This window comes from Streptomyces sp. NPDC002144 (assembly GCF_053593695.1).
In genome coordinates, this window is sequence record NZ_JBSFDB010000003.1 from 151,472 (window position 1) to 174,210 (window position 22,739).

Here is a 22,739-nt window from a genome sequence, read left to right on the forward strand (position 1 = left end):
GAAGGGCGCCCGTCACCGCGCCACGGCTCAGTTGTGACTGTGCAGGATGTCGTTCAGACCGCCCCACTCGGCGTTGTTCGGCACGGCCTGGACGGTGCCGGTGACCGAGTTGCGGCGGAAGAGGATGTTGTCCGCGCCGGACAGCTCGCGGGCCTTGACGATCTGGCCGTCGGGGAGGGTGACCTTGGTGCCGGCGGTGAGGTAGAGGCCCGCCTCGACCACGCAGTCGTCGCCGAGCGCGATGCCGACGCCGGCCTCGGCACCGACCAGGGAGCGCTCGCCGATGCGGACCCGCTCCTTGCCGCCGCCGGAGAGGGTCCCCATGGTGGAGGCGCCACCGCCGATGTCGGAGCCGTCGCCGACGACGACGCCCTGCGAGATACGGCCCTCGACCATGGAGGTGCCGAGGGTGCCGGCGTTGAAGTTGACGAAGCCCTCGTGCATGACCGTGGTGCCGGCCGCGAGGTGGGCGCCGAGGCGGACGCGGTCGGCGTCGGCGATGCGCACACCGGCCGGGGCGACGTAGTCGGTCATCCGCGGGAACTTGTCGACGCCGAAGACGCTGACGTGCAGCCCGCGGGCGCGGGCGGCGAGCCGGACCGTCTCCAGGGTGTCCACGGCGACCGGGCCGAGGGAGGTCCAGGCGACGTTGGCGAGGAAGCCGAAGATGCCGTCGAGGTTCTGCTCGTTGGGCCTGACCAAACGGTGCGAGAGCAGGTGCAGACGCAGCCAGACGTCGTGCGCGTCGAGCGGCTTGTCGTCGAGCGAGGAGATGACCGTGCGCACCGCCACGATCTCCACGCCACGCACCCCGTCCTTGCCGAGGGCGGCCTCGCCGTGTTCCCCGAGCAGCTCCCGGGTCCGCTCGGCGTCCAGCCGCTCGCTGCCGGCGGGACCGGGCTCCTCGGTCAGCGCGGGCGCGGGGAACCAGGTGTCGAGGACGGTGCCGTCGGCGGCGATGGTGGCAAGCCCGGCGGCCACGGCACCGGTGGAACGAGGAGCAGTCGTGTCGGTCATGAGGGCAACCTAACCGCCCGACCCCCACCCAGGCCAACCAGCCCCGCACCCGTCTCAGGTGCCGGGCGGTGAGCGCGTGACCGCACGGCGGCCGACCGGGAACGCCGACCGGGAAAGGCCCCGGGGACACGCCCGGGGACACCCCACTCGGCGGACCCGCCGCCCACGGGGAATTCGTCCCCTTCCAAGTACCGGCGGCTGCCGCTACGGCGGATCCGCGGGGATCACCCGGGTCAGCATCTCCCGCGCGTAGTCCTCGTCGTACGGCGTGCCCGTCAGCAGGACCTGGAGGCAGATGCCGTCCATCAGCGCGCACAGCGCCCGTGCCGTGGTCGGGTCGGTATGACGGGCGATCCGGCGGACCAGGTCGTCGGTCCACTCGGCGGCCACCGGTCGCAGCGCGGGGCGGCGGAGAGCGGCGAGATACAGCTCGTACTCCAGCTCGACGCCGGTCCGATCGCCGGCGAGCCACTCGCCCATCCAGCCGGCGAGTTCGGCGGCCAGATCGGCGTCCGGGTCCGTCAGTCCGCCGCGTGAGGCGATCACCTTGGCGAAGCCCTCGTTCGCCTGCCGCAGCGCGGCGACCATCAGCTCGTCGAGGGTACTGAAGTGGTACGTCGTCGAGCCGAGCGGCACATCGGCCTCGGCCGCGACCGTGCGGTGGGTCAGCCCGGCGAGCCCCTTGTCGCCGACCACCCGGATCGCGGCGTCGATGATCCGCTGCCGCCGGTCGGGGTCGTAGCGGCGGGCCATCAGTGCGCGCCCCCGAGGTTGAGCACCACCACTCCGACGATGATCAGGGCCATCCCCGCGGCCTTGGTCACGGTCATGCCCTCGCCGAAGAAGAGCAGCCCGATCGTGGCGATCGCCGCGGTGCCGACGCCGGACCAGATGGCGTAGGCCGTCCCGACGGAGAGGGTCTTCAGCGTCTGCGCGAGCAGGACGAAGGAGACGATGTAGCCGAGGACGGTCAGCACGGACGGCACCAGCCGGCTGAAGCCCTCGCTGTACTTCATGGCGGTGGTGGCGCCCACCTCGGCGGCGATGGCCGTGCCGAGAAAGAGATATCCCATGTGTACAAGCGTACACAAGGATTGCGTACTCGCGTACACATCAACACACACTTGAGGAAGAGATGTGAAGCCGCGGACGACCGGTGAGCGCCCGCGCTATCCCGGAGGGGGAATTCGGCAGGGAGGTTCACTATTCATGGAAACCGCTCGCTGTAACATCTCCCCCCAACGCCCCTGTCTCCACTAGTGTTTCACCGCTCACTCACCCCATCCCCACACCCCCGGCCGCCGCCTCGGGCGCCGCTGGAGGAACAACGCATGCCAGAAACCACCCCCCAGCCTCCGCGGAACGAACCATGGGAGAACGGCTGGACCCCCGACACGTCCCGCGCACCCGGCACCCGAAGACTCTGGCTGGCCGGCGGACTGGCCGTGGCCACGATCATCACGTGCGTGACCTGGATAGCCGTGATGGACAACGGCCCAGGCGCCTCGACGGACGCGGCGAAGAGCCCGTCCCCGAGCGCCGGCTCCACCGTCCCGGGCCTGATCTCCTACGCCACGCCCCCCGCGAACGGGGCCACCGCCCCGCCCTCGGGCAAGAGCGGGCTCTCCTCGGGGGAGACCGACACCTCCCCCACCCCGCTGGACAACGGCTCGCCGTCCGCTGCCCACACCCCGAAGCCGACCAAGTCGCCGGCCTCCCATGCGAGTTCACCGGGCAAACCGAAGCCGTCGGCCACCTACCGGTCCCTGCGTTCGGTCAACTTCCCGGACCGCTACTGGCACGTGAGCGGCGACTTCGTGAAACTCGACCCGCTCCGCGGCTCCGAGTCCCGCCAGGACTCGACCTTCAAGCAGGTCAAGGGCCTTGCCAACGGCTCCTGCTACTCGTTCGTCACGCATGACGGCAAGTACCTGCGCCACCGCAACTTCCTGCTGCGCGACGAACCGAACGACGGCTCGCCCCTCTTCCGGCAGGACGCGACCTTCTGCCCCCGGGGCTCCGCCTACCCGGGCGCGGTCATGCTGGAGTCGATCAACTACCCGGGCCGCTTCCTGCGCCACCAGAACTTCCAGCTGAAGCTCGACCCGTTCCAGAACAGCTCCCTGTACCTGGCGGACTCGGCGTTCCGGCTGGTGGGCGGCGTGGCCTGACAGCACGAAGCGGCGACACCCGTGAGGTGTCGCCGCTTCTCGTGTCCGCGTGCCCGAGTGTCCCGGGCGGTGTCTCAGACGTTGAACCCCAGCGCCCGGAGCTGCTCGCGTCCGTCGTCGGTGATCTTGTCCGGGCCCCACGGCGGCATCCAGACCCAGTTGATCCGCAGCTCGTTGACGAGGCCGTCCGTGGCGGACTTGGCCTGGTCCTCGATGACGTCCGTCAGCGGACAGGCCGCGGAGGTCAGGGTCATGTCGACGGTCGCGATGTTGGCGTCGTCGATGTGGATGCCGTAGATCAGGCCGAGGTTGACGACGTCGATGCCCAGCTCGGGGTCGACCACGTCCATGAGGGCCTCGCGGAGCTCCTCCTCCGAGGCCGGCTTCATCTCAATGGTGTCGGTCATGCCGTCTTCCTTTCGGCTTCGGCGCCACCCAGCGCCTGGGCCGTCGCGTCCTTCCACGCCATCCAGCTGAGGAGGGCGCACTTGACCCGGGCCGGGTACTTGGAGACACCGGCGAACGCGACCGCGTCCTCCAGCACCTCCTCCATCGCGTCGTCGGGCTCCAGCCTGCCCTTGGACTGCATCAGCTCCAGGAAGGTCTCCTGGATCTTCCGCGCGTCGGCCAGCTCCTTGCCGACCAGCAGTTCGTTCAGCACGGAGGCGGAGGCCTGGCTGATCGAGCAGCCCTGGCCCTCGTACGAGACGTCCTCGATCCTCGTGCCCTCGTACCTCACGCGGAGGGTGATCTCGTCGCCGCAGGTCGGGTTCACGTGGTGCACCTCGGCGTCGCCATCACGAAGACCACGCCCATGAGGGTTCTTGTAGTGGTCCAGGATGACTTCCTGGTACATCGAGTCCAGCTTCATGCGATCGCTCGTCCCATCAGCCGAAGAAGTTCCGTACGTGTTCCAGCCCGTCGACCAGAGCGTCGATCTCGGCCGGCGTGGAGTACAGATAGAACGACGCTCGCGTGGTCGCGGGAATTCCGTACCGGAGGCAGACGGGCCGCGCGCAGTGGTGGCCCACCCGGACCGCGATGCCCTGCTCGTCGAGGACCTGGCCCACGTCGTGCGGGTGGATGTCGCCGAGCGTGAAGGAGATCGCCGCGCCCCGCTCCTCAGCCGTGGTCGGGCCGATGATCCGCAGGCCGGGGACCTCCGCCAGACGCTTGACCGCGTACTCCGTCAGCGCGTGCTCATGGGCGAGGATCTTGTCCATGCCGATGGCGTTCAGGTAGTCGATGGCCGCGCCGAGACCGACCGCCTGAGCGATCGGCGGGGTGCCCGCCTCGAACTTGTGCGGCGCGGGCGCGTAGGTCGACGAGTGCATCGACACGGTCTCGATCATCTCGCCGCCGCCGAGGAACGGAGGCAGGTCCTCCAGCAGCTCCTGACGGCCCCACAGGACGCCTATGCCGGTCGGGCCGCACATCTTGTGACCGGTGAAGGCCACGAAGTCGGCCTGCAGGGCCTGTACGTCCAGCGGCATGTGCGGGGCGGCCTGGGAGGCGTCGATGCAGACGAGGGCGCCGACCTCCTGGGCGCGCCGGATGATCGTCTCGACCGGGTTGACCGTGCCCAGGATGTTGGAGACCAGCACGAAGGAGACGATCTTCGTCTTCTCGGTGATGATCTCGTCGATGTTGGACAGGTCGAGCCGGCCGTCGTCGGTCAGGCCGAACCACTTCAGCTTCGCGCCCGTGCGCTGCGAGAGCAGCTGCCAGGGCACGATGTTGGAGTGGTGCTCCATCTCCGTGATGACGATCTCGGTCTCGGAGTCCACCCGGTAGGGCTCGTCGGCCCAACCGAGCATGTTGGCCACGAGGTTGAGCGACTCGGAGGCGTTCTTGGTGAAGATCACCTCGTCCCGCGAGGGCGCGTTGATGAAGGAGGCGACCTTGTCGCGCGCGCCCTCGTACAGCGCCGTGGCCTCCTCGGCGAGCACATGCACACCGCGGTGGACGTTGGCGTTGTAGCGCTCGTAGTACTCGGCGAGGGCGTCCAGCACCTGGCGCGGCTTCTGCGAGGTCGCCGCGTTGTCCAGGTAGACGAGCTTCCGGTCGTCGTGGACCAGCCGGTCCAGGATCGGGAAGTCCTTGCGGATCGCCTCGGCGTCGAGGAGGCCCGGCAGCTGTGTCACTCGGATGCGCCACCCTTCGTGTAAGCCTCGTAGCCCTCGTTCTCCAGCTTGTCGGCGAGTTCGGCGCCGCCGGACTCCACGATCTTGCCGCCGGCGAACACGTGCACGTGGTCGGGCTTGATGTAGCGCAGAATGCGCGTGTAGTGCGTGATCAGCAGGGTGCCGACCTCGCCGGTCCCACGGACGCGGTTGACGCCCTCGGAGACGATCCGCAGCGCGTCGACGTCGAGACCGGAGTCGGTCTCGTCGAGGATCGCGATCTTCGGCTTGAGCAGTTCGAGCTGGAGGATCTCGTGGCGCTTCTTCTCACCGCCGGAGAAGCCCTCGTTGACGTTGCGCTCGGCGAAGGAGGGGTCCATGTTGAGGCGCTCCATGGCCTCCTTGACCTCCTTCACCCAGGTGCGCAGCTTGGGGGCCTCGCCGCGGATGGCGGTGGCGGAGGTCCGCAGGAAGTTCGACACGGACACACCGGGGACCTCGACCGGGTACTGCATCGCCAGGAACAGGCCGGCGCGGGCGCGCTCGTCGACGGACATCTCCAGGACGTCCTCACCGTCGAGGGTGACGGTGCCGCCGGTGATCGTGTACTTGGGGTGGCCCGCGAGGGAGTAGGCGAGGGTCGACTTGCCGGAGCCGTTGGGGCCCATGATGGCGTGCGTCTCGCCCTGCTTCACGGTCAGGTCGACGCCCTTGAGGATCTCCTTCGTGGCGTTGTCGGCCTCGACGGTGACGCGCAGGTCTCGGATTTCAAGCGTTGCCATGGGTTGCCTCAGGACTCCTGGTTGAGGGAGACGAGCACGTCGTCCCCTTCGATCTTTACGGGGTATACGGGGACGGGGCGCGTGGCGGGGAGGCCGGACGGCTTGCCGGTGCGCAGGTCGAAGCTGGAGCCGTGCAGCCAGCACTCGATCTGGCAGTCCTCCACCTCGCCCTCGGACAGCGAGACGTTGGCGTGCGAGCAGACGTCGTGGATCGCGAAGACCTCGCCCGCGGTGTGCACGACGGAGACCGGCGTGCCGTCGAGTTCCACCCGTTTGGGGGTGTCCTCCTCCAGCTCGCTCAGCGCGCAGGCGCGTACGAAGGCCATCAGACCGTGGCCTCCAGCTCCTCGTCGATCTTCACGAGGAGGCGCTCTTCGATGTCGTCGACACCGATCTGCTGGACCAGCTCCGCGAAGAAGCCGCGGACCACCAGACGGCGGGCCTCGTCGGCCGGGATGCCGCGGGCCATCAGGTAGAAGAGCTGCTCGTCGTCGAAGCGGCCGGTGGCGGAGGCGTGTCCGGCGCCCACGATCTCGCCGGTCTCGATCTCCAGGTTCGGCACGGAGTCGACGCGGGCGCCGTCGGTCAGAACCAGGTTCCGGTTCATCTCGTACGTGTCGGTGCCCTCGGCCTTGGCCTCGATGAGCACGTCGCCGATCCACACGGCGTGCGCGTCGTCGCCCTGGAGCGCGCCCTTGTAGACGACGTTGGACTTGCAGTGCGGGGCGTTGTGGTCGACCAGGAGGCGGTGCTCCTGGTGCTGGCCGGCGTCCGTGAAGTACAGCCCGAACAGCTCGGCCTCACCGCCGGTGCCGGCGTAGGAGACGCGCGGGTGCAGTCGTACGACGTCGCCGCCGAAGGTGACGACGACGGACTTGAAGGACGCGTCCCGGCCGATGAGGGCGTTGTGCTGGGCGACGTGCACGGCCTTGTCGTCCCAGTCCTGGACGGAGACGACGGTCAGCTTCGCGCCGTCGCCCAGGATGTAGTCGACGTTGGTGGCGAGCACGGCGTCACCGGTGTGGTCGATGACGACGACGGCCTCGGCGAAGGCGCCCAGCTCGATCACCTGGTGGCCGAAGCGGGTCCCGCCCTCGCCGTGCACGGCGATGCGGATCGGCTCGGTGAGCACCGTCTCCTTGGGGACGGTGACCACGCCGGCCTTCTCGAACGCCGAGTACGCCTGGGCGGCGACGCGGTCCACGGGGGTGCCCGCCCTGCCGATCCGGGCGTCGTCACGGCCGACGGTCTCGACGGTGACGCCCTCGGGGGCCTCCACCTCGACCCTGACGCCCTCGCCGGTCGCGACGGCGGTGCCGTCGTGCAGGCCGCGCAGGCGCTCCAGCGGGGTGAAACGCCACTCCTCCTCACGGCCGTGCGGGACGGGGAAGTCCTGCACGTCGAAGGACGGGGGCGCGCTCATGCGCGTGGCGACGGTCGACTCGGCGGCGACCGCGATCGAGCCGGCGGTGGTGCTGCCCACCGGGATGTTCTGGGCCTCAGCCATGGCTGTCGGTGTGCTCTCTTTCCTGCGTAAGTGACGTGATGGGGACGGCGGTGGGTGCTTAGCCGACCGCGCCTTCCATCTGGAGCTCGATCAGCCGGTTGAGCTCGAGGGCGTACTCCATGGGCAGCTCCTTGGCGATGGGCTCGACGAAGCCGCGCACGATCATCGCCATCGCCTCGAACTCGGAGAGACCACGGCTCATCAGGTAGAAGAGCTGGTCCTCGGAGACCTTGGAGACGGTCGCCTCATGGCCCATGGACACGTCGTCCTCGCGGACGTCGACGTACGGGTACGTGTCGGAGCGGGAGATGGTGTCGACGAGCAGCGCGTCGCACAGCACGTTCGACTTGGAGCCGTGGGCGCCCTCGCCGATCTCGACGAGACCGCGGTAGGAGGTACGGCCACCGCCGCGCGCCACCGACTTGGAGACGATGTTGGAGGAGGTGTTCGGCGCCATGTGGACCATCTTGGAACCGGCGTCCTGGTGCTGGCCCTCGCCCGCGAAGGCGATGGAGAGGGTCTCGCCCTTGGCGTGCTCGCCCATCAGGTAGACGGCCGGGTACTTCATCGTCACCTTGGAGCCGATGTTGCCGTCGATCCACTCCATGGTCGCGCCCTCGTAGGCGACGGCGCGCTTGGTGACCAGGTTGTAGACGTTGTTCGACCAGTTCTGGATGGTCGTGTAGCGGCAGCGGGCGTTCTTCTTGACGATGATCTCGACGACCGCGGAGTGCAGCGAGTCCGACTTGTAGATCGGGGCCGTACATCCCTCGACGTAGTGCACGTAGGCACCCTCGTCGACGATGATCAGGGTCCGCTCGAACTGGCCCATGTTCTCCGTGTTGATGCGGAAGTAGGCCTGGAGCGGGATCTCCACGTGCACGCCCTTCGGCACGTAGATGAAGGAGCCGCCGGACCACACCGCGGTGTTCAGCGACGCGAACTTGTTGTCGCCGACCGGGATGACGGTCCCGAAGTACTCCTTGAAGAGCTCCGGGTGCTCCTTCAGCGCGGTGTCGGTGTCCAGGAAGATGACGCCCTGCTCCTCCAGGTCCTCGCGGATCTGGTGGTAGACGACCTCGGACTCGTACTGGGCGGCGACACCGGCGACCAGGCGCTGCTTCTCCGCCTCCGGGATGCCGAGCTTGTCGTACGTGTTCTTGATGTCCTCGGGCAGGTCCTCCCAGGACTCCGCCTGCTTCTCCGTGGAGCGTACGAAGTACTTGATGTTGTCGAAGTCGATGCCCGACAGGTCCGAGCCCCAGTTCGGCATGGGCTTCTTGTCGAACAGGCGCAGGCCCTTGAGACGGAGCTTGGTCATCCACTCCGGCTCGTTCTTCTTCGCGGAGATGTCGCGGACGACCTCCTCGCTCAGACCGCGCTTGGCAGAGGCGCCGGCCTCGTCGGAGTCCGCCCAGCCGTACTCGTACTTGCCCAGACCTTCGAGCTCAGGGTGGGCGGTCTCCTCGATGGGGAGAGTCATGCGGGGTTCCTCCCGGCCGTGCTTGCAGATGCGTTGTGGGAAATCTTGGGGATGAACGTCGTGCAGACGCCGTCACCGTGCGCGATGGTCGCCAGTCTCTGGACATGGGTTCCCAGCAGCTGGGAGAAGATCTCGGTCTCCGCCTCGCAGAGCTGGGGGAACTTTTCCGCGACATGGGCGACGGGGCAGTGGTGCTGGCACAGCTGCTCGCCGACCGGTGCGCTGCGCGCCGTAGCAGCGTACCCGTCCGCGCTCAGCGCCTTGGCCAGGGCTTCCGTGCGCTCCTCGGGGGCGGCGGCCTCGATCGCCCTGCGGTAGGCGTCGGCCTGTTCGGCGATCCTGGCGCGCGCGAAGGCGACGACCGCCTCGTCCCCGCCGAAGCGCTCCTGGATCCAGCGCAGGGCGTCCGCGGCGAGCTTGTCGTAGGACTGGTCGAAGGCGTCGCGGCCGCAGTCGGTGAGCGCGAAGACCTTGGCGGGGCGCCCACGCGTGCGCGTGCCGTACACCCGCTGCTCACGGGCCTCCACGACGTCGTCGGCGACCAGTGCGTCCAGGTGCCTGCGGACGGCGGCCTGGGTCAGGCCCAGCCGGCCGGCCAGCTCCGCGACGGTCGACGGGCCGTGGTCCAGGATGGACCGCGCGACCCGGTTGCGCGTGGAGCGCTCACCGGTCGCGAGTTCCTCCTGAGCCTCGCCGACGTATTTCACAACACCATTGTTGCGTAATTCCTCAGGGCCGGGCAACCCACGTCCGCTCCGACGGGCGGTGCGCTGCATCACTTAGGCTCACCTAAGATGACCTGGGGAAACGATCTTTGATCGATCAAATCGGTGGCGTTCGCGATTCGGGTCGAGCAGACTCGCGAACCATGCCGACACCCCTTCCGACCGGCCCACTTGTCACTCGCGACACCGTCACCGCAGAGCTGCGCGCGCTCGGTGTCGAACCCGGAGAGATCCTTCTCGTGCACTCCTCCCTCAGCAGTCTCGGCTGGGTCTGCGGAGGAGCCGTGGCGGTCGTCCAGGCCCTGCTGGACGCGGTGGGCCCGGACGGCACGATCGTCGTCCCGACCCAGACCGGCGACCTCTCGGACCCGGCCCTGTGGGAGCGGCCGCCCGTGCCCGAGGAGTGGTGGGACCGGATCCGGGCGACCATGCCGGCCTACGACCCGCGGCTGACGCCCTCGCGCGGGGTGGGCGTGATCCCGGAGACGCTGCGTACCTGGCCGGGCGCCCTGCGCAGCGCGCATCCGCAGACGTCCTTCGCGGCCCTCGGTCCGCGCGCCGCGGAGATACTCGACAGCCACGCGCCCGACTGCCGGCTCGGCGAGCGCAGCCCGCTGGCCCGCCTGGAGCGGCTGCACGCGCGCGTATTGCTCCTCGGCGCCGGTTACGACACCTGCACCTGCTTCCATCTCGCCGAGTACCGGATACCGTCCCCGCTCGTGCGGGTCGGCCGGCCGGGGGCGGACGGCTGGGAGACGGTGACCGAGGTGTCGATCACCTCGGACCGGTTCGACGAGCTGGGGTACGACTTCGAGCGGGACCGTCCCGTCGTACGGGGCACGGTGGGCGCGGCCGACGTACGGCTGTTCCCGGTGGCGGACGCGGTGGCCTACGCGGAGCGGTGGCTGACGCTGCACCGGTCCCGGGAGGACGAGGTGCCGGCGGGTGGAGATCCTGCACCCGCCCGTCGGGGCCGCGGACCGCGTACCTAGACTCGGGCCCATGCGAAGTGAGCCCGTGGTCCAGGTTCAGGCCCTGATGAAGCGGTACGGCACCAAAACCGCCGTCGACGGCCTCGACCTGGTGGCCAGGGCGGGCGTGACCGCCGTACTCGGCCCGAACGGCGCGGGCAAGACCACCACCGTGGAGACCTGTGAGGGCTACCGCAGACCGGACTCCGGCACGGTCCGCGTGCTCGGCCTCGACCCGGTACGGCAGGCGCATGAGCTGCACCCCCGCATCGGCGTGATGCTCCAGTCGGGCGGCGTCTACTCGGGCGCGCGGGCGGACGAGATGCTGCGGCACGTGGCGAAACTGCACGCCCATCCGCTGGACGTGGACGCGCTGATCGAGCGCCTGGGTCTCGGCAGCTGCGGCCGTACGACCTACCGCCGGCTCTCCGGCGGCCAGCAGCAGCGCCTGGCCCTCGCCATGGCGGTCGTCGGCCGCCCGGAGCTGGTCTTCCTGGACGAGCCGACCGCCGGTCTCGACCCGCAGGCCCGCCACGCGACCTGGGACCTGGTCCGCGATCTGCGCGCCGACGGCGTCTCGGTCATCCTCACCACGCACTACATGGAGGAGGCCGAGCAGCTCGCGGACGACGTCGCGATCATCGACGCGGGCCGGGTCATCGCACAGGGCTCGCCCGAGGACCTGTGCCGGGGCGGCGCCGAGAACACCCTGCGCTTCGTCGGCCGCCCCGGTCTCGACGTGGGTTCCCTGCTGAAGGCGCTCCCCGCGGACTGCAGCGCCGCCGAGCTGACGCCTGGCTCGTACCGGGTCGTCGGCAAGGTCGACCCCCAGCTGCTCGCGACGGTGGCGTCCTGGTGCGCCCAGCACGGTGTGATGCCGGACAGGATCTCGGTGGAACGCCACACCCTCGAAGACGTCTTCCTGGAACTGACCGGCAAGGAGCTGCGCTCGTGACCACGGCGACCGGTACGTACGCGCCGAAGCCCGGCGCGGCCCCCCTGCCCCGCATGATCGCGGCCCAGGCGGCGCTCGAGACGAAGATGCTGCTGCGCAACGGGGAGCAGCTCCTGCTCACCGCCGTGATCCCGACCCTCCTGCTCGTGCTGTTCAGCTCGGTGGACATCGTCGACACGGGCGCGGGCGAGGCGGTCGACTTCCTCACCCCCGGCATCCTGGCCCTCGCGGTGATGTCGACCGCCTTCACCGGCCAGGCGATCGCCACCGGCTTCGAACGCCGCTACGGCGTCCTCAAGCGCCTCGCCTCCTCGCCACTGCCCCGCTGGGGCCTGATGACGGCGAAGACGGCGTCGGTCCTGGTCACCGAGATCCTGCAGGTCGTCCTGCTGCCGGTGATCGCCTTCGCGCTCGGCTGGAACCCGCACGGCAACCCCCTGGCCGTCCTGCTCCTGCTGGTCCTCGGCACGGCGGCCTTCTCCGGTCTGGGTCTGCTGATGGCGGGCACCCTGAAGGCGGAGGCGACCCTGGCCGCCGCCAACCTGGTCTTCCTGCTGCTGCTCGTCGGCGGCGGCGTCATCGTCCCGCTGGACAAGTTCCCGCAGGGCGCCCAGGACGTCCTGGGCCTGCTGCCGATCTCGGCCCTGTCCGACGGGCTGCGGGACGTCCTGCAGCACGGCGCCGGCATGCCCTGGGGCGACCTGGGGATCCTGGCCGTGTGGGCGGTCCTGGGGCTGGCGGCCGCCGGGAAGTTCTTCCGCTGGGAGTAGGGGCGGCATGGACCCTCGTGAAAGCGTGCACAAGCGGCGGCCTACGATGGGGCGCGTGCCAAACGTGACCCGCGCCGACGCCCTCGCGGCCGTGCGCAACCCGCTCGCCTTCATCGCCGCACGCTGGACCCCGACACCCCGGACGGTTCAGCGGGCGGCCCTCTCCGCGCTCGTCATGTCGGTGGTCATCGTCGTCACCGGCGGTGCGGTGCGGCTGACCGGGTCCGGGCTCGGCTGCCCGACCTGGCCCACGTGCACGGCCGACTCGCTCACCACGACCAGCGCCATGGGCGTGCACGGCGTGATCGAGTTCAGCAACCGCATGCTGACGTACGTGCTGTGCGCGGCCGTCGGCTGGGCGATCATCGCGGCGCGCTCCGAGAAGCCGTACCGGCGCTCCCTGACCCGGCTCGGCTGGGCCCAGTTCTGGATCGTGATGAGCAACGCGGTCCTCGGCGGCATCGTGGTGCTGGTCGGCCTGAACCCGTACACGGTCGCGGCGCACTTCCTGCTGTCCTCCGGCCTGATCGCGGTCGCCACGGTGATGTGGCAGCGCACCCGCGAGGGCGACGGGGCCCCGCGCCCGCTGGTCGGCAAGCCGGTGCAGCAGCTGGTGTGGTTCCTGGTGACCGCGTCCGTCCTGCTGATCGCGGTGGGCACGGTCGTGACCGGTGCCGGGCCGCACGCGGGTGACTCCAAGGAGGTCGAGCGGATCCCGGTCGACTGGGAGACGGTCGCCAAGCTGCACGCGGTGCTCGCCTGGATCGTGGTGACGCTGACCTTCGCCCTGTGGTTCATCCTGAAGGCGGTCGACGCCCCCAGGGGCCCGCTGGCCCGCACCCGTGAACTGTTCCTGGTCCTGCTCGCCCAGGGCGTCATCGGCTACGTCCAGTACTTCACGCACCTTCCCGAGTTCCTGGTCGGCCTGCACATGCTCGGCTCCGGCCTGATCTGGATCTGGGTCCTGCGCGTGCTGCTGGCGCTGCGGGAGCGGCCCGGGGCGGATCTGGGGATTCCGGGGCCCGCGCAGTCGGGGTCAGCTGTCGGGGCCGGGGTCTGAGGGCGAGCCCCCGGGGCGGGTCAGGCCCTCCTCGGGGCTGTCCCGAGGCGGTGTGAGCAGGGTGTTGAAGACGGCGTGCAGCTTGTCGACCGTCTGCCGGGAGAACATCCCGACGAGCGCGGCCACAGCGGTGACACCGTAGGGATTGATGTCGCCGGACGAGGCCATGCTGGTCGTCAGGCCGCCCCGCAGGACGCAGTACACGACCAGCGCCAGCACGGCCCCGACGAAGGGTTCCAGGAGGTACATCGGCAGCCAGCTGCGCCTGAGTCTCCGGTCGCCGACGTACTCGTAGACCGAGCGCAGCACATGGATGAGCGCGCCCAGGCCGCCGGCCGCCGTGACCACCAGGAACAGCAGGGTGTCGCGCGGCAGCAGGGGTCTCCAGAGCAGGATCCGCACCCGCTCGGCCTTCGCGGCGCCACCGCCCGGCACGGGGGTGGTCGGCCAGGCCTGGATCAGTACGGTGGCGAGGGCGACGGTGAGCACGAGCAGCACACCGACCAGCACGACGACGTCCCACCCCGTCGCGAACTGGACGCCGGCGGTCATGCCCTCCTCGGGCGCGGGCTCGCCCGAGGACCGCGGTCTTCCGCTCTCCCCCTCGCTCACCGCCGTCGCCTAGTCCCTGCCGGAGTCCTGCGCGTCGACGAGGCCTGCCTGCTCCAGACAGACGGCGCCGCGCGGGGTGATCGTCCACACGTTGTGCCGCCACTGGCGGCCCTTCCACGCCACCCCCGACGCCAGCAGTTTGCGGCCGACCCGGCTGACCTCGGTGATGTCCACGTCCAGCCGCTCGGCGAGCTGCTCGTTGCTCAGGCCGGGGTCCCGGGCGATCTCGGTCAGGAAGCGGGCCGCGTGACCCTGCGGATCCAGTTTCAGCCGGAGTCCCGAGGGCAGCCGGCGCAGCGCCCAGAACGTCACGTCGATCAGACCGAGCAGCCTCCCGCGCTGCTCGACGACCTTGGGGTTGTCGCCCTCCGGCACGAGCTGTCCGTACAACCGCCGCAGCCCGTCGTGGGCCGTGCGCAGGGCCGGCTCGTCCGCCGCCAGGGACGCGTCGGTGATGAGCATGCCCAGCGAACTGAAGCACTCGTCCGACATGCCGTAGTCGACCTGCATGTCGTCGATCAGATCGCGCACCTCGGTCGCCCTGTCGCGCCGAGCGCTCTCCTGCTCGCTCATGGTCGTCCCCCGATCCACTCCTCGGCTGTGGGTCCTTCTCCACCATGCGGCGATGTCAAGTGAGTGTCAAGTGAGACCGTCATGATTTTTTGCGTACTTGTCGAAACGTTCAGGACGCATATGCGCGAGCCGCCGTTAATATTCTCGCTACGCGCTCACGCATCGGGGGGAGAACCATGGACGAAGAAATGCCGCGCGCCGCCTCGCATTCGATCAACGGGGTTGAATTATCGACCGATCCGGCCGACCTGTTCGTGATTCTTTACGATCTCCTTCCGGAAGAGCGCTTCCGCGCCGACGAGGCGATCGATTGGTTACGGGATTCGACCGTCCTCGGAATCGCGGACCATGTGTGCAAACAGGTCCTGGGCAGCGGCCGCGTCACCGGACGACTGGCGGGGGACATCGTCCGCGAGGTCGATACCCACGGCCACCTCGGCATGTTCGCCGTCCTGGTCGGTCTCGACTGGGCCCTGGCGGCCGCCAATCCGTTCAGCCCCGGGTTCGACGAGCCGGCCATGGCCTGGCTGAGCGTCCGCTACATCCGCCACAACCGGCTGAACAACCCGCACGAGACGACCGGCCTGCTGCTGCCCCGGTGCGCCCGCCCCGGCAAGGTCATGGCGGAGTGGGAGAACAAAGCGGATTTCTTCAACGTGCACCGGGTCACCCCGGACGACTGCCGGCAAATCCGCCTGGGCCGGATACCCAGCCGGAACGACCCGGCATTCAGCACCGAGCAGCCGATTTCCCTCGGCTCGGTTCCTCTCCTGGAAAAGTACTCCGATCTGGAGTTCGAATGGCGCCCTAAAGGCCCGGGCCGGAGATACCGGATCACACCGTCCGAGGCCCGTCTCACCGAGCGCGTCCGTCAGGCGGTCCGCAATCTCTGGGAGTCGGACGCCCGCATCGGCGTCCTTCCGGAGAGCACGCTGTCCACTCCCCTGCTGCGGCACTGGAGCAACCTGCTCAGGGAACTGCCCGAGGACAGCGCCCTGGAGTGGGTGCTGCTGGGCACCGGACCGATCGACGACACGAACGAGGAACCCAGCGCCGACGTCCCGCCGCCCAACCGGGCCGTGCTGATGGACTGCCGCACCGGCCAGGTGATCCTGGAGCAGGACAAGATGGCCGGCTTCACGCTGACCGCCGACCTCGCCGCCCAGTGGCGGCTGCCCGGGGAACCGCACCAGGGGCTCGCCCGCGAGGACATCACCCGGGGTCTGGAGATCACGGTGCTGGAGAGCACCCTGGGGCGCATCGCGGTGTTCATCTGCGAGGACGTCAAGCAGTCCGTCCGCTGGGCGGCCAAGCTGCAGGCGTTCGGGGTCTCCCACATCTTCGTCCCGCTGTTCGCCGCGCCGATCATGCGTGCCAGGGCCCAGTGGGAACGTCAGGCGGCCCAGCGCTGCATCGAGGAGTTCGGAGCCTCGGTCGTCCTGGCCAACAGCCTCGCCGTCGGGGCGGAGATGCACACACCGCCGTACGTCGAGCCGGGGGACGGTTTCAACTGCGTCGTGACCGGCCCGCGCTCCCACCGGGCGACGACGTACGGCGAGTACGACACCCAGTTCTGCCGCGCCGGCAGCGCCGTCGACCTGTCCCGGGTGATCTACCGCGACGACACCGAGGTGACCCCCGCGGACGGCCTGCTCCCGCTTCCCGTCCTGCGACCGGGCTGGGCCGAGGTGGACCCGGTCTGGACGGAGACGGACGTCGAGCCGGAGCAGGAGGTGGAATAGCGGCCGCGGGCCCGGCGCACGGGAGTCAGTCCAGCCCGTACACCCTCCGCGCGTTGCCCGCCGCCACCATCCCCGCCACCCGCTGGGCGTCCGTGAGGGACCACGCGCCCTCGGTGACCCAGGTGCCGAGGACCCGGGCGAGGGACTCGCGGAACAGGCGGGCGCCCACGACATGCAGTTCCGGCAGCCCGTGGGCGCCGCTGGAGAAGAGGATCTTGCCGAAGGGGGCCAGCTCCAGGATCTCCGCGAGGACGCCGGCGGAGCGCGCGCCGGTGCGGATGAGTGCGGCGCCTGAGTCGGCGTAGACGTGCGGGAAGACGCCGGCGAGGTGGGCGGCGTGGCGGTGGTACGGGTAGCCGTGCAGCAGGACCAGGTCCGTGCCGAGGCCTGCCGTGGCGCGCACGAAGTCCGTGAGGAGCACCGGGTCCGTGCGGTCGATGCGGGTGCCCGGTTCGCCGAGGCCCGCGTGGAGCTGGAGGGGGCGGCCGGAGGCCACGGCGATCCACAGGAGGTGGCGCAGCAGGACCGGGTCGGTCAGCTCACCGCCCACCCCGCGGCCCGCCAGCCACCGCCCCGCCGCGCCGCGCACCTCCCCCGGGCCGGGCGGCTCGGGCGCCAGCGCCAGACCGTGCCGGATGCCCGCCACCGAGGTGAAGGCGACGGCGTTCCCGGCGGCGCCGTGCACCGACTCGGCGAGGTTGGCGAGGAAGGACTCGACGGTTCCGGAGGTGTCGGCGACCTGCTCCGCGAGCAGTTCCAGCCGCACGATCTCATGGGCGTCGGCGTCGCCCGTGGACGCCATCTCGGACGGTCCGGTGAGGTCGCCGGGCAGCCCCGTGTCGACCAGGTACGTCGTGATGCCGCTGCCCCGCAGCAGCCTGCGGCCCGATTCCAGGACGCCGAGCTCCCGGCGGCGGGCGAGATAACGGGCGGGGGGACAGTGCGGTTCCAGACCGAGTAAGGGAGGACACCAGCGTCGTACGGCGAAACCGGTCTGGGTGTCGAAGAGGGTGGTGCCCGGGGCGGGCGGGCCCTCGGTCCGGGCCAGCTGGGCCTCGAAGGTCCCGAGACCCAGCTCCGTCCTCAGCACGCCGTGGCAGTACTGGTCCACCAGGGACGGCGTTTCGATCATCCGGACTCCCCGTGGGACGTGGTCTTACACGTCCTAACGGGTGAACCCGGTGTGAGGTCGCGGCCTGAGGGGCGTCGCTCAGCCGCCCAGCTGGATGCCGGCCATGCGCTTCCACTCGTAGGCGCCGGTGCTCACCTTCGCCGCGAACTCGCCGACGAAGGACTCGTGGGCGGTGATGCCGGACTGCTCGACCGCCTTGCCGGCGATCTCGTAGGTGGGGGCGACCAGGTCGCCCCAGGCGCCGTCCTCGCCGACGAGGACGATGCGGGCGCCTCGTTCGCCGATGTAGGCCACCTGACCCTCGGCACCGCCGTGCGCCTTGGAGAAGGCCTGGATCCGCTGCGCGAGCTTCGCCGCCTTGCGCTCCGCCTTCGCGTCAACCTGCTGCGTGTCTGCCATGGCCAGGATGCTACCCACGAGTAGATCGACTGGCGACGGCCGGGGCACGTGACCCCCGCCTCACGGCGGCCAAGAGGGGCTGGGGAACTGCGCGACCGGCCACGACGACGCCGCGGACGACCGACGACGCATCCGGCACTTCCAGCGGAGCGCTCAGCGCAGGAAGGGGTCCACCGCGATCGCCACGAACAGCAGCGACACATAGGTGATCGACCAGTGGAACAGGCGCATCTCCTTGAGCTTCGCGCCCGTCACCTCCGACCTCGCGCGGCTCTGCAGCGCGTGCGCCTCCCACAGCCACCAGCCGCCCGCGACCAGCGCGACCGAGGTGTAGAACCAGCCCGTGTAGCCGAGCGGGGTCAGCAGGAGGGAGACGGCGACCATGACCCAGCTGTAGATCACGATCTGCTTGGCGACCACCTTGTTGGAGGCGATGACCGGCAGCATCGGCACGCCCACGCGCGCGTAGTCCTCCTTGACCTTCATCGACAGCGGCCAGTAGTGCGGCGGCGTCCAGAAGAAGATCACCAGGAAGAGGACGAGCGGGGCCCAGGACAGGGAGTCGGTCACGGCCGACCAGCCGATCAGCACCGGCATACAGCCGGCGATGCCGCCCCACACGATGTTCTGCGAGGTACGGCGCTTGAGGATCATCGTGTAGACGACGACGTAGAAGTGGAGCGCGCCGAGGGACAGCCAGGCGCTCAGCCAGTTGACGGTGAGGCCGAAGAGCAGGGTGGAGACGACCGCCAGGGAGATGCCGAAGGCGAGGCACTCGCGCGGGCTCACCATGCCGGTGACCAGCGGACGCTGCGAGGTGCGGTCCATCAGCGCGTCGATGTCGCGGTCGATGTACATGTTGAGCGCGTTCGCGCCGCCCGCGGAGAGGTAGCCGCCGACGCAGGTGAGCAGGACCAGCTTCAGGTCCGGCACCCCCTGCTGGGCCAGGAACATCACCGGCACGGTGGTGATGAGCAGGAGCTCGATGATCCGCGGCTTGGTCAGCGCCACGAACGCCTTGACACGGGCCCCGAACGGCCGGTGACGCGGGCTCTCGCTCGCACCGAGTACACCCGCTGGACGGGATTCGACGGCCGTCACGCACACCCCTACAGAGACATCCCAGCGAGCCTCACCCGTGTGAAGTGCCGGTAAAGGCTCGCGCGTACCACGCCACTGTAGACGTTGCCCATACCCCGGCCTTCGCGGGGGTGGGGTCGTGTTGGCGGGGGCCCTCCGGCAGCGGCGACGGAAGCTGGATTGAGCAGTCAGATGAGCGGCTGCGTATTCACTTGCCGAACACGCATCACCGCAGTCGGGAGGCGGATCCCTCGCGGGCCGGGCAGTCTGGAATGACTCGAAAAAACGCGCTTGTTCCGGGGGTAGGCTCGACAGCGGCCGGTGGGCGTCCAGTGCACCGGCGTTCGAACATGTGGAGAGGAGCCCTGACCCAGGGTGAGCACCAAGCCGACCACCACAGACCTCGAGTGGACCGAGTTGGACCAGCGGGCCGTCGACACCGCCCGTGTCCTCGCCGCCGACGCCGTACAGAAGGTCGGCAACGGCCATCCGGGTACGGCCATGAGTCTGGCGCCCGCCGCCTACACCCTCTTCCAGAAGGTGATGCGGCATGACCCGGCCGACCCGGACTGGGTGGCCCGCGACCGCTTCGTGCTGTCCGCCGGCCACTCGTCCCTGACCCTCTACACACAGCTCTACCTGGCCGGCTTCGGCCTGGAGCTGGACGACCTCAAGGCCTTCCGCACCTGGGGTTCGAAGACCCCCGGCCACCCGGAGTACGGCCACACCAAGGGCGTCGAGACGACGACCGGCCCGCTGGGCCAGGGTGTCGCCAACGCCGTGGGCATGGCCATGGCCGCCCGGTACGAGCGCGGTCTGTTCGACCCCGAGGCCCCGCAGGGCGAGTCCCCGTTCGACCACTTCATCTTCGCGATCGCCGGTGACGGCTGTCTCCAGGAGGGCATCTCCGCCGAGGCCTCCTCGATGGCCGGCCACCAGAAGCTCGGCAACCTGATCCTGCTGTGGGACGACAACCACATCTCGATCGAGGGCGACACCGAGACGGCCGTCTCCGAGGACACCGTCAAGCGCTACGAGGCCTACGGCTGGCACGTGCAGCGGGTGGCCCCCAAGCCGGACGGCGACATCGACCCGCACGCGATCTACAACGCGATCGAGGCCGCGAAGAAGGTGACGGACAAGCCGTCCTTCATCGCGATGCGCTCGATCATCGCCTGGCCCGCCCCGAACGCGCAGAACACCGAGGCTGCCCACGGCTCGGCGCTCGGCGACGACGAGGTGGCCGCCACCAAGCGCGTCCTCGGCTTCGACCCGGAGAAGAGCTTCGACGTCTCCGACGAGGTCCTCAAGCACACCCGTCAGGCACTGGACCGCGGCCGCGAGGCGAAGGCCGAGTGGGAGAAGTCCTTCCAGCAGTGGCGGGAGAACAACCCGGAGCGCGCGGCCGAGTTCGACCGCGTCAGCAAGGGTGAACTGCCCGCCGGCTGGGAGGAGAAGATCCCGGTCTTCGAGACGGGCAAAGGCGTCGCCACGCGCGCGGCCTCCGGCAAGGTGCTGCAGGCGCTCGGCGCCGTCATCCCCGAACTGTGGGGCGGCTCCGCCGACCTGGCCGGCTCCAACAACACGACGATCGACAAGACGTCGTCCTTCCTCCCGGCGGACAACCCGCTGCCGGAGGCGGACCCGTACGGCCGCACCATCCACTTCGGCATCCGCGAGCACTCCATGGCCGCGGAGCTGAACGGCATCACCCTGCACGGCAACACCCGTGTCTACGGCGGTACGTTCCTCGTCTTCTCCGACTACATGCGCAACGCCGTACGCCTGTCGGCGCTGATGCACCTGCCGGTGACGTACGTGTGGACGCACGACTCCATCGGCCTGGGCGAGGACGGCCCCACCCACCAGCCGATCGAGCACCTCGCCTCGCTGCGCGCCATCCCGGGCCTGAACGTGGTCCGCCCGGCCGACGCCAACGAGACCGCCATCGCCTGGCGCGAGATCCTGCGCCGCTACACCAAGGTCTACGGCAAGGGCGCCCCGCACGGCCTCGCGCTGACCCGGCAGGGCGTGCCGACGTACGAGCCCAACGACGACGCGGCGAAGGGCGGTTACGTCCTGTTCGAGGCCGAAGGCGGCGACGCTCAGGTCATCCTGATCGCCACCGGTTCCGAGGTGCACGTCGCCGTCGAGGCGCGCGAGCAGCTGCAGGCGGACGGGGTCCCGACGCGGGTCGTGTCCATGCCGTCGGTGGAGTGGTTCGAGGAGCAGGACCAGGGGTACCGGGACAGCGTCCTGCCGCCGCAGGTGAAGGCGCGGGTCGCGGTCGAGGCCGGTATCGGACTCACCTGGCACAAGTACGTCGGGGACGCCGGCCACATCGTTTCCCTGGAGCACTTCGGTGCTTCCGCGGACGGCAAGGTCCTCTTCCGCGAGTTCGGCTTCACTGCCGAGAACGTGGCCGCCAAGGCCCGGGACTCGCTCGAATTTGTTTCGGGGCTCGCGGCCGCCCAGCGCTGACGCCCGTATACGACACGTAGGAGATGTAATTCCATGACAGACGCACTCAAGCGCCTCTCCGAGGAGGGCGTCGCGATCTGGCTGGACGACCTGTCGCGCAAGCGGATCACGTCCGGCAATCTCGCCGAGCTGATCGACCAGCAGCACGTCGTGGGCGTCACCACCAACCCGACGATCTTCCAGAAGGCGATCTCCGAGGGCGACGGCTACGACCAGCAGCTGTCGGACCTCGCCGCCCGCAAGGTCACCGTCGAAGAGGCCATCCGCATGATCACCACGGCGGACGTCCGCGACGCCGCCGACATCCTGCGCCCGGTCTTCGACGCCACCGACGGCCAGGACGGCCGTGTGTCGATCGAGGTCGACCCGCGCCTGGCCCACAACACCAAGGCCACCGTCGCCGAGGCCAAGCAGCTCGCCTGGCTGGTCGACCGGCCCAACACCCTCATCAAGATCCCGGCCACCGAGGCGGGTCTGCCGGCGATCTCCGAGACCATCGGCCTGGGCATCAGCGTCAACGTCACGCTGATCTTCTCGCTGGAGCGCTACCGCAAGGTCATGGACGCCTACCTCACCGGCCTGGAGAAGGCCAAGGAGCGGGGCCTGGACCTGTCGAAGATCCACTCCGTGGCGTCCTTCTTCGTGTCCCGCGTGGACACCGAGGTCGACAAGCGGCTCGACGGCATCGGCACCGACGAGGCCAAGGCGCTGCGCGGCAAGGCCGCCGTCGCCAACGCCCGGCTCGCCTACCAGGCGTACGAGGAGGTCTTCTCCTCCGACCGCTGGAGCAGGCTGGAGAACGCGGGCGCACGCAAGCAGCGTCCGCTGTGGGCCTCCACCGGCGTGAAGGACCCGGCGTACAAGCCGACCCTCTACGTCGACGACCTGGTGGCGCCGAACACGGTGAACACCATGCCGGAGGCCACGCTGCACGCCACCGAGGAGGGCGGCTCGATCACCGGCAACACCATCGCCGGCACCTACGAGCAGGCCCGCGCCGACCTCGACGCGCTCGAGAAGCTCGGCATCTCGTACGACGAGGTGGTGCAGCTGCTGGAGGACGAGGGCGTCGAGAAGTTCGAGGCGTCCTGGAACGACCTGCTCAAGTCGACCGAGGCGGAGCTGGAGCGCCTCGCCCCCGCGGAGGGCTGAGACC

The 22,739-nt window shown here is 69.6% G+C and carries 24 protein-coding genes; 8 read left to right on the top strand and 16 right to left on the bottom strand.

The genetic code is table 11. The annotated features are described in order from the left end of the window. Nucleotides 1-27 precede the first annotated feature (27 nt). The 3 genes from dapD to ACWCQ1_RS05670 all read right to left on the bottom strand — a co-directional run bounded on the left by dapD (nt 28) and on the right by ACWCQ1_RS05670 (nt 2,090). A complete protein-coding gene (dapD, locus tag ACWCQ1_RS05660) occupies nt 28-1,017 on the bottom strand; it encodes a 2,3,4,5-tetrahydropyridine-2,6-dicarboxylate N-succinyltransferase (RefSeq protein WP_133048153.1) in 990 nt (329 codons plus the stop codon). Between the two features lie 204 nt (nt 1,018-1,221). Next, nucleotides 1,222-1,770 carry a TetR/AcrR family transcriptional regulator gene (locus tag ACWCQ1_RS05665; protein WP_358594792.1) on the bottom strand — a complete coding sequence of 183 codons (549 nt, stop codon included), beginning with the start codon at nt 1,768-1,770 and terminating at the stop codon, nt 1,222-1,224. Continuing rightward, complete coding sequence (locus ACWCQ1_RS05670; protein WP_133048151.1) at nt 1,770-2,090, bottom strand: DMT family transporter; 321 nt, start codon at nt 2,088-2,090, stop codon at nt 1,770-1,772. Before ACWCQ1_RS05670 ends, ACWCQ1_RS05665 begins: the two co-directional genes overlap by 1 nt. Nucleotides 2,091-2,348: 258 nt before the next feature. Here ACWCQ1_RS05670 and ACWCQ1_RS05675 point away from each other — a divergent pair, with 258 nt between their 5' ends. Next, nucleotides 2,349-3,188 carry an AbfB domain-containing protein gene (locus ACWCQ1_RS05675; RefSeq protein WP_133048150.1) on the top strand — a complete coding sequence of 280 codons (840 nt, stop codon included), beginning with the start codon at nt 2,349-2,351 and terminating at the stop codon, nt 3,186-3,188. Between the two features lie 74 nt (nt 3,189-3,262). Here the strand turns inward: ACWCQ1_RS05675 and ACWCQ1_RS05680 are convergent, their stop codons facing one another. The 8 genes from ACWCQ1_RS05680 to ACWCQ1_RS05715 are packed head-to-tail and all read right to left on the bottom strand — an operon-like array spanning nt 3,263 to nt 9,790. Further along, complete coding sequence (locus tag ACWCQ1_RS05680; RefSeq protein WP_358594796.1) at nt 3,263-3,595, bottom strand: metal-sulfur cluster assembly factor; 333 nt, start codon at nt 3,593-3,595, stop codon at nt 3,263-3,265. Beyond that, complete coding sequence (sufU, locus tag ACWCQ1_RS05685) at nt 3,592-4,059, bottom strand: Fe-S cluster assembly sulfur transfer protein SufU (RefSeq protein ID WP_133042643.1); 468 nt, start codon at nt 4,057-4,059, stop codon at nt 3,592-3,594. The genes ACWCQ1_RS05680 and sufU overlap by 4 nt, the downstream gene beginning before the upstream one ends. A 16-nt stretch (nt 4,060-4,075) precedes the next feature. Continuing rightward, the gene (locus tag ACWCQ1_RS05690; RefSeq protein WP_133042644.1) at nt 4,076-5,332 is read right to left on the bottom strand and encodes a cysteine desulfurase; all 1,257 of its coding nucleotides are present in this window, start codon (nt 5,330-5,332) and stop codon (nt 4,076-4,078) included. Beyond that, nucleotides 5,329-6,093 (bottom strand): Fe-S cluster assembly ATPase SufC, encoded by a 765-nt coding sequence (sufC, locus tag ACWCQ1_RS05695; protein WP_358594800.1) that lies wholly within the window; start codon nt 6,091-6,093, stop codon nt 5,329-5,331. Before sufC ends, ACWCQ1_RS05690 begins: the two co-directional genes overlap by 4 nt. Before the next feature lie 8 nt (nt 6,094-6,101). Continuing rightward, complete coding sequence (locus tag ACWCQ1_RS05700) at nt 6,102-6,419, bottom strand: bifunctional 3-phenylpropionate/cinnamic acid dioxygenase ferredoxin subunit (protein ID WP_133042646.1); 318 nt, start codon at nt 6,417-6,419, stop codon at nt 6,102-6,104. Further along, the gene (sufD, locus tag ACWCQ1_RS05705; RefSeq protein WP_133042647.1) at nt 6,419-7,600 is read right to left on the bottom strand and encodes a Fe-S cluster assembly protein SufD; all 1,182 of its coding nucleotides are present in this window, start codon (nt 7,598-7,600) and stop codon (nt 6,419-6,421) included. The genes ACWCQ1_RS05700 and sufD overlap by 1 nt, the downstream gene beginning before the upstream one ends. 58 nt (nt 7,601-7,658) lie before the next feature. Then, entirely contained in the window at nt 7,659-9,083 is a 1,425-nt protein-coding gene (gene sufB, locus ACWCQ1_RS05710) for a Fe-S cluster assembly protein SufB (RefSeq protein WP_058926029.1), read from the bottom strand. Beyond that, nucleotides 9,080-9,790 (bottom strand): helix-turn-helix transcriptional regulator, encoded by a 711-nt coding sequence (locus ACWCQ1_RS05715; protein WP_358594806.1) that lies wholly within the window; start codon nt 9,788-9,790, stop codon nt 9,080-9,082. The genes sufB and ACWCQ1_RS05715 overlap by 4 nt, the downstream gene beginning before the upstream one ends. Nucleotides 9,791-9,951: 161 nt before the next feature. Here ACWCQ1_RS05715 and ACWCQ1_RS05720 point away from each other — a divergent pair, with 161 nt between their 5' ends. The 4 genes from ACWCQ1_RS05720 to ACWCQ1_RS05735 are packed head-to-tail and all read left to right on the top strand — an operon-like array spanning nt 9,952 to nt 13,564. After that, the gene (locus tag ACWCQ1_RS05720) at nt 9,952-10,800 is read left to right on the top strand and encodes an aminoglycoside N(3)-acetyltransferase (RefSeq protein ID WP_451025923.1); all 849 of its coding nucleotides are present in this window, start codon (nt 9,952-9,954) and stop codon (nt 10,798-10,800) included. A gap of 10 nt (nt 10,801-10,810) precedes the next feature. Next, complete coding sequence (locus ACWCQ1_RS05725; protein WP_451025924.1) at nt 10,811-11,734, top strand: ABC transporter ATP-binding protein; 924 nt, start codon at nt 10,811-10,813, stop codon at nt 11,732-11,734. Between the two features lie 53 nt (nt 11,735-11,787). Beyond that, nucleotides 11,788-12,504: an ABC transporter permease gene (locus ACWCQ1_RS05730; RefSeq protein WP_451026016.1), complete on the top strand. Its 717-nt coding sequence runs from the start codon at nt 11,788-11,790 to the stop codon at nt 12,502-12,504. A gap of 46 nt (nt 12,505-12,550) precedes the next feature. Beyond that, nucleotides 12,551-13,564: a COX15/CtaA family protein gene (locus tag ACWCQ1_RS05735; RefSeq protein WP_133042652.1), complete on the top strand. Its 1,014-nt coding sequence runs from the start codon at nt 12,551-12,553 to the stop codon at nt 13,562-13,564. Here ACWCQ1_RS05735 and ACWCQ1_RS05740 read toward each other — a convergent pair. After that, entirely contained in the window at nt 13,541-14,116 is a 576-nt protein-coding gene (locus ACWCQ1_RS05740; RefSeq protein ID WP_133042653.1) for a hypothetical protein, read from the bottom strand. The two genes, ACWCQ1_RS05735 and ACWCQ1_RS05740, sit on opposite strands and share 24 nt — an antisense overlap. A 69-nt stretch (nt 14,117-14,185) precedes the next feature. Continuing rightward, nucleotides 14,186-14,749: a winged helix-turn-helix domain-containing protein gene (locus ACWCQ1_RS05745; RefSeq protein ID WP_133042654.1), complete on the bottom strand. Its 564-nt coding sequence runs from the start codon at nt 14,747-14,749 to the stop codon at nt 14,186-14,188. 176 nt (nt 14,750-14,925) lie between these two features. On the opposite strand from ACWCQ1_RS05745, the gene ACWCQ1_RS05750 reads away from it, so the two are divergent. Continuing rightward, the gene (locus ACWCQ1_RS05750; RefSeq protein ID WP_358594820.1) at nt 14,926-16,491 is read left to right on the top strand and encodes a hypothetical protein; all 1,566 of its coding nucleotides are present in this window, start codon (nt 14,926-14,928) and stop codon (nt 16,489-16,491) included. Nucleotides 16,492-16,516: 25 nt separating this feature from the next. Here the strand turns inward: ACWCQ1_RS05750 and ACWCQ1_RS05755 are convergent, their stop codons facing one another. The 3 genes from ACWCQ1_RS05755 to ACWCQ1_RS05765 all read right to left on the bottom strand — a co-directional run bounded on the left by ACWCQ1_RS05755 (nt 16,517) and on the right by ACWCQ1_RS05765 (nt 19,129). After that, on the bottom strand, nt 16,517-17,623 hold the full coding sequence (locus ACWCQ1_RS05755) for an amidohydrolase family protein (RefSeq protein WP_451025925.1): 1,107 nt from the start codon (nt 17,621-17,623) through the stop codon (nt 16,517-16,519). A gap of 78 nt (nt 17,624-17,701) precedes the next feature. After that, nucleotides 17,702-18,022 carry a hypothetical protein gene (locus ACWCQ1_RS05760; protein ID WP_451025926.1) on the bottom strand — a complete coding sequence of 107 codons (321 nt, stop codon included), beginning with the start codon at nt 18,020-18,022 and terminating at the stop codon, nt 17,702-17,704. Between the two features lie 153 nt (nt 18,023-18,175). Further along, nucleotides 18,176-19,129 carry a heme o synthase gene (locus tag ACWCQ1_RS05765; RefSeq protein WP_451025927.1) on the bottom strand — a complete coding sequence of 318 codons (954 nt, stop codon included), beginning with the start codon at nt 19,127-19,129 and terminating at the stop codon, nt 18,176-18,178. 348 nt (nt 19,130-19,477) lie between these two features. On the opposite strand from ACWCQ1_RS05765, the gene tkt reads away from it, so the two are divergent. Together tkt and tal are read left to right on the top strand one after the other, a co-directional pair. Beyond that, nucleotides 19,478-21,583 carry a transketolase gene (gene tkt, locus ACWCQ1_RS05770; RefSeq protein ID WP_358594828.1) on the top strand — a complete coding sequence of 702 codons (2,106 nt, stop codon included), beginning with the start codon at nt 19,478-19,480 and terminating at the stop codon, nt 21,581-21,583. Between the two features lie 33 nt (nt 21,584-21,616). Beyond that, nucleotides 21,617-22,735, top strand: coding sequence for a transaldolase (gene tal / locus ACWCQ1_RS05775; protein ID WP_358594831.1), 1,119 nt, complete (start codon nt 21,617-21,619; stop codon nt 22,733-22,735). Nucleotides 22,736-22,739: the final 4 nt, after the last annotated feature.